Source organism: uncultured Chitinophaga sp., assembly GCF_937874145.1.
In the GTDB taxonomy this organism is placed as follows: Bacteria; Bacteroidota; Bacteroidia; order Chitinophagales; family Chitinophagaceae; genus Chitinophaga.
Genome location: NZ_CALNBI010000029.1, coordinates 1 through 4,970, shown reverse-complemented (window position 1 = coordinate 4,970; position 4,970 = coordinate 1). Strand labels below are relative to the sequence as shown.

Sequence of the window (4,970 nt, the reverse complement as noted above, 5' to 3'; positions counted from 1 at the left end):
GCTCGTGCGGAAGGTGACGGCGCCCCTGGGCGTGGTGGGCGTTATTTACGAATCGCGGCCCAACGTAACGGTGGACGTGGCTGCCCTCTGCATCCGCTCCGGCAACGCTGCCGTGCTCCGCGGCGGAACCGACGCGTTCCATACCAATACCATCCTCGTTTCCTTCATCCGACGCGCATTGGAAGAAAACGGCATCGACCCCTACGCCGTGGTGCTCCTGCCCACCGACCGCGCGCTGGTGAACGAATTGCTTACCGCCACACAGTTCGTGGACATCATCATTCCCCGGGGCTCCCAGCAGCTGATCGATTTCGTGCGGCAGCATTCCCGCGTGCCCGTGATCGAAACCGGCGCCGGCGTCTGCCATACTTACGTGGAATCCAGCGCCGACCTGGAGAAAGCCGCCAGCATCGTCACCAATGCGAAAGTGAGCCGCCCGTCTGTCTGCAACGCGCTCGACACGGTGATCGTGGACGCGGGGATCGCGGAACAATTCCTGCCCCTCCTCGCGCCTTCCCTCGCGCAATACAACGTGGAAATTTTCGCGGATGAAAGCGCCTGGCCGATCCTCGAAAAAGCGGGTTATCCTTACCTGCAGCACGCCGCGGAAGCGGATTTCGGCAGGGAATTCCTCGATTTCAAATGCTCCGTGAAAACGGTCAACGGGCCTGAAGCGGCGCTGGCGCACATCCGCCGCTTTTCGAGCCGGCACTCCGAAGCCATCGTCACACAAAACACCGCGCTGGGCGAACGTTTCCAGCAGGAAGTGGATGCAGCGGCGGTGTATGTCAACGCTTCCACGCGGTTTACCGACGGCGGCGTATTCGGACTGGGCGCGGAAATAGGGATTTCGACACAGAAACTCCATGCCCGCGGGCCTTTCGCGCTCGAAAAGCTCGTCACCGAAAAATGGATCGTGACCGGCGACGGCCAAACACGCTGATCTTTCCCCCGAACAAAACAGGCAAAAAGGTTGTTCTCCTTCAGAACAATCCGAAATCCCATGTTGAAAGATCAAATGCAAAAGCTCGCCCGCACCCAGGAAGGGCCCTGTATCACCATCGCACTCGCCACGCACCGCACGCATCCCGACAACCTGCAGGACGCGATCCTGCTGAAAAACCTCATCAACGAGGCGGAAGACCGGCTGCTGAAGCACAATGACCGCCGCAGCGTGGAATCCGTGCTGAAAAACCTCCATGCCATCGAGCCCAGGATCGACAACCGCCTCAACGATTTCGGGCTGTACGTGTTCGTGTCGGCCAATACAGCGGAATTTGTGCGCACGATGTGGCCGCCGGCGGAGAATAAAGTGTATGTCGATAAGGAATTCGCCCTGCGCGATATCATCAAAGCCTACAACCGCTCCGAAGATTATTATATCCTCCACCTCAGCCAGTCGGGCGTTCAGCTGTATGAAGCCCTGAACGACCGGATTTACGGCGAAGTGGAACACGGTGGCTTTCCCTTCCGCGACAACCCGCATTATCTCACCGACCGCCAGGCGAAGAGCGATCCCAGGAAAGTCGACAATCAAATAAAGGAATTTTTAAATACAGTGGATAAATCGATGGTGGCCTTACATGCCGCGCACCAGCTGGAGATCATCGTTGCCTCCACACGGGAGAACTTCGATTTCCTGCTGGAAGTGGCCGACCAGCCGCAGATTTATTCCGGTCATTTTACGATAGACGCGGGCCGGGCGGATATTCATTACCTGTCCGACAAGGCGTGGCCGGTGGTGAAAGACCTCCAGAAGGCGCGACGGACCGCGGCGATCGACGAGCTGATGGCGGGCATTTCCAGCGGGAAGGTGCTGACCGACATGCAGGAAATCTACCAGGCCGCCCGGGAAGGGCGCGGGGAGCTGCTTTTGGTGAAAAGCAATTTCTCCCAGCCCATCGATATTACGCCGAAGGGATTTGATTTCGTGAAAGACGCCACCGTGCCGGGGATCAACGACGATATCGTGAACGACATTGCCTGGGAGGTGGTTAACAAGAAAGGCCGCGTGTTCTTTACGGACCAGCCGGCACTCCGCGAAGTCGGCGAAATCGCCCTGTTGACGCGGTATTAATCCAAAAAACGCGGAATTGCGCCGAATTCGTTTTCTTTGCAAAGCATGTCGCTTTATTTCACATCGCTCAATTCGGGCAGCAACGGGAACTGTTATTACGTCGGCAACAGCCAGGAAGCTGTGCTGGTGGATGCGGGCATCTCGTGCCGGGAAACCGAGCGCCGTATGGCGCGGCTAGGGCTGGATATGGGTAAAGTGAAGGCGATCGTGGTATCGCATGAGCATGTGGACCATATCCGCGGGATACCCGTGCTGAGCAAGAAATATAATCTTCCCGTATACATCACCGAATCCACGCTCCGCCACAGCGGCATGCAGCTGGAAGGAAGGGCCTTCAGCGCTGCGGAGCCCATCCGTATCGGCGAGCTGGAGATCCAGCCGTTCGTGAAATACCATGATGCGGCCGATCCCCATAGTTTCCTCATCAGCTGCGGGCAGGCGCGCGTGGGCGTGTTCACCGACATCGGGCGGCCCTGCGGCGAACTGGCGCGCTATTTCTCCATGTGCCACGCCGCGTTCCTCGAAACCAATTACGACACCGACATGCTCGACAAAGGGCGCTACCCCATTTTCCTGAAGAACCGGATCAGAGGGGGCCACGGGCATCTTTCCAATAACGAGGCGCTGGAAGTGTTTCTCCGGCACCGCACGCGGCACCTCAGCCATGTGTTGCTCTCCCACCTCTCGCAGGACAACAACGACCCCGACCTGGTGCATGCCCTCTTCACGCGGCACTCCAGCGGCACGGAAATCGTGGTGGCAGGGCGATACGCCGAAACGCCGGTGTTCCACATCAACCCGTCGGAAGCACCGGAACCGGTGTTCCTTCCTGTCCCCCAACAACCGGCCATCCTCCCCCAGCCTGCCTCCGGCCGCAAATCTTCCCCACAAAGAAACCGGCCTGTCCAGACGTCATTGTTCTGAACAAACCGGGGACATTGGCAGGGTGAACGACGTCCCCTAACCCATTAAAAATATCTTGGACTGACTTCCCGCACCCCTCTTTTTGGCATGAACAGGCTGATCGAAATCTCGTGCGAGCCCGATTGGTAATTGCGCAGCCCGCTGGTCGTAAAATCGTATGCATACCCGATCCGGAGCCATTTTGCGGCCATGAATTCGGCCATGGCGGAAGCCGCGTCGCGGTTGGTGAGATCCATGTTTTTGCCGGAAGCATCCCAGATGCGGATGCCCGTGCGGTACGAACCGCCGACCCACACGAGCTCGTGGATCAGCAGAAAGCAGGACAGGTCCACATTGCTGGGGCCTTTGAAATCATCTTTCCAGAGGAAGGCCGGTTTCAGCTTAAAATTTTCCGACAGGTTGAGCACGGTGCCCGCGCCCAGGTACATGTGCGGCTTGCGCTCCAGGGTGCGGAAATAATCGTCGTTCCAGTTGAAACCCTTCACCCCGGTAGATTGCAGCAGGTTCCGGATGGAAGCCGTGGCGTACCAGTTGGGCGTGGAATAGAACACCCCAAAGTTGGCGTCCGGCTCGATGTGCGAAGCGTTGGCCACGGGGATGCTGTTGTCGTGCTCATCTACATAAGTAAGCAGTGTACCGTCGAGCCGGTATTGCGTGAAACCGCCGCCGATGCCGAAGCTCAGGCGTTTGGCGCCGGTTTCGTCGAGCGGGATGCGGTATGCGTAGCCGACGCCGACGGTGAGGGTCTTTTGCGGGCCGAGCTCCTCGTGCAGGAAACTGGCGCTGAGGGCCATCCGGTCTTCCGCGGCAGGCGTGAGCCAGTCGATGGAAGCGCCGGCTGTTTTAGGCGCACCGGGAAAGCCTTCCCATTGCCGCCTGTAAATGGCGTTGAAACTGGTGCCCCCGCGGTATCCGGCGTATGCGGTGTTGACGTTCAGCATATTGAAGACATATTGACTGAACTGTACGTCTTGCTGCGCCTTGGCGTTTTCACATAGGAGCATGGCCAAAAGTAACAAACAAACAGGGTAGAATTTTGCCATAAAGAGCGGTTTTCACCGGCCGGTGCCTGCCGGTTTGCTTACTTTATAACACGCGGGTTCGCAGATGGTTGTAAAAAATCAGGAAGTCTGTATCGTGAGGTTGAACTGATCGTCGAACGTCAGGCGGCCCTCCTGTTCTCCTTCCGGCGTAGCGAGGCCTTTGATTTTCCCGGTTTTGCCTTTGGTAAGGAGGTCTTCCAGTTGCTTGTCGCTCAGTTTCTTCCCGAATGCCTCGAAGGGCACTTTAAACCCGCAGGCGGCGAAGTTGGCGCAACCGTAGGCCGTATTTCCTTTTTTGACGGGATGGGCTTTGCATTTGGGGCATTGGGCGGCGGTGGGATCAGCGGCTTTTTTGGGCGCCTTCGGTTTGGGGGGCGCGGCGTCCTTTTCCTTTTTTTCTTTTCCGGCGGGCTTGTCGGGCGCGAAGGAGATGGAGCGGCCGGTATTGTTTTTCACGTCGCGGATGAGGGCGATCACCATTTCGGTGAGTTCCTGGCGGAAGGCCTCCATGGCGTATTCTCCTTTTTCCATGAGGCGCAGCTTGCGTTCCCAGGCGCCGGTGAGCTCGGGGCTTTTGAGGAGCTCGTTTTCGATGGTATCGATCAGGTCGATGCCGGTTTGGGTGGCGAAGATATTTTTCTTCTTCTTTTCGATGTATTTACGGCGGAAGAGCGTTTCGATGATGTTGGCCCGGGTGGAAGGGCGGCCGATGCCGTTATCCTTCAAGAGTTCGCGCATTTCCTCATCGTCGACCTGCTTGCCGGCGGTTTCCATGGCGCGCAGCAGCGTGGCCTCCGTGTAGGGCTTGGGCGGCGAGGTTTTGCCTTTGTGGATGCGGGGCGCGTGCGGACCGCTTTCCCCCACCTCGAATACCGGGAGGATTTTTTCCCCTTCTTCGGCGGGCTCGGCGTTTTCCTTGTCGCCGT

5 protein-coding genes are annotated in these 4,970 nt (G+C 58.1%); 3 read left to right on the top strand and 2 right to left on the bottom strand.

Features of this window, described 5'->3' with window-relative positions; genetic code table 11:
- The 3 genes from Q0510_RS01210 to Q0510_RS01200 form a co-directional block, all read left to right on the top strand.
- Nucleotides 1-943 (top strand): glutamate-5-semialdehyde dehydrogenase (locus Q0510_RS01210; protein ID WP_298707483.1); only part of this gene is annotated, 943 nt, incomplete at its 5' end.
- 60 nt (nt 944-1,003) lie between these two features.
- Nucleotides 1,004-2,077, top strand: a complete 1,074-nt coding sequence (locus Q0510_RS01205) for a hypothetical protein (RefSeq protein ID WP_298707481.1) — start codon at nt 1,004-1,006, stop codon at nt 2,075-2,077.
- Between the two features lie 45 nt (nt 2,078-2,122).
- Nucleotides 2,123-3,001, top strand: a complete 879-nt coding sequence (locus Q0510_RS01200) for an MBL fold metallo-hydrolase (protein ID WP_298707479.1) — start codon at nt 2,123-2,125, stop codon at nt 2,999-3,001.
- Nucleotides 3,002-3,045: 44 nt separating this feature from the next.
- Here the strand turns inward: Q0510_RS01200 and Q0510_RS01195 are convergent, their stop codons facing one another.
- Nucleotides 3,046-4,044 carry a type IX secretion system membrane protein PorP/SprF gene (locus tag Q0510_RS01195; RefSeq protein ID WP_298707477.1) on the bottom strand — a complete coding sequence of 333 codons (999 nt, stop codon included), beginning with the start codon at nt 4,042-4,044 and terminating at the stop codon, nt 3,046-3,048.
- A 78-nt stretch (nt 4,045-4,122) separates the two neighbouring features.
- Nucleotides 4,123-4,970 (bottom strand): DNA topoisomerase (locus Q0510_RS01190; protein WP_298707475.1); only part of this gene is annotated, 848 nt, incomplete at its 5' end.

Coding starts and splice junctions, on each gene's coding strand:
- Q0510_RS01205 (WP_298707481.1), top strand. CDS start 1,004: ATGTTGAAAGATCAAATGCAAAAGCTCGCCCGCACCCAGGAAGGGCCC.
- Q0510_RS01200 (WP_298707479.1), top strand. CDS start 2,123: ATGTCGCTTTATTTCACATCGCTCAATTCGGGCAGCAACGGGAACTGT.
- Q0510_RS01195 (WP_298707477.1), bottom strand. CDS start 4,044: ATGGCAAAATTCTACCCTGTTTGTTTGTTACTTTTGGCCATGCTCCTA.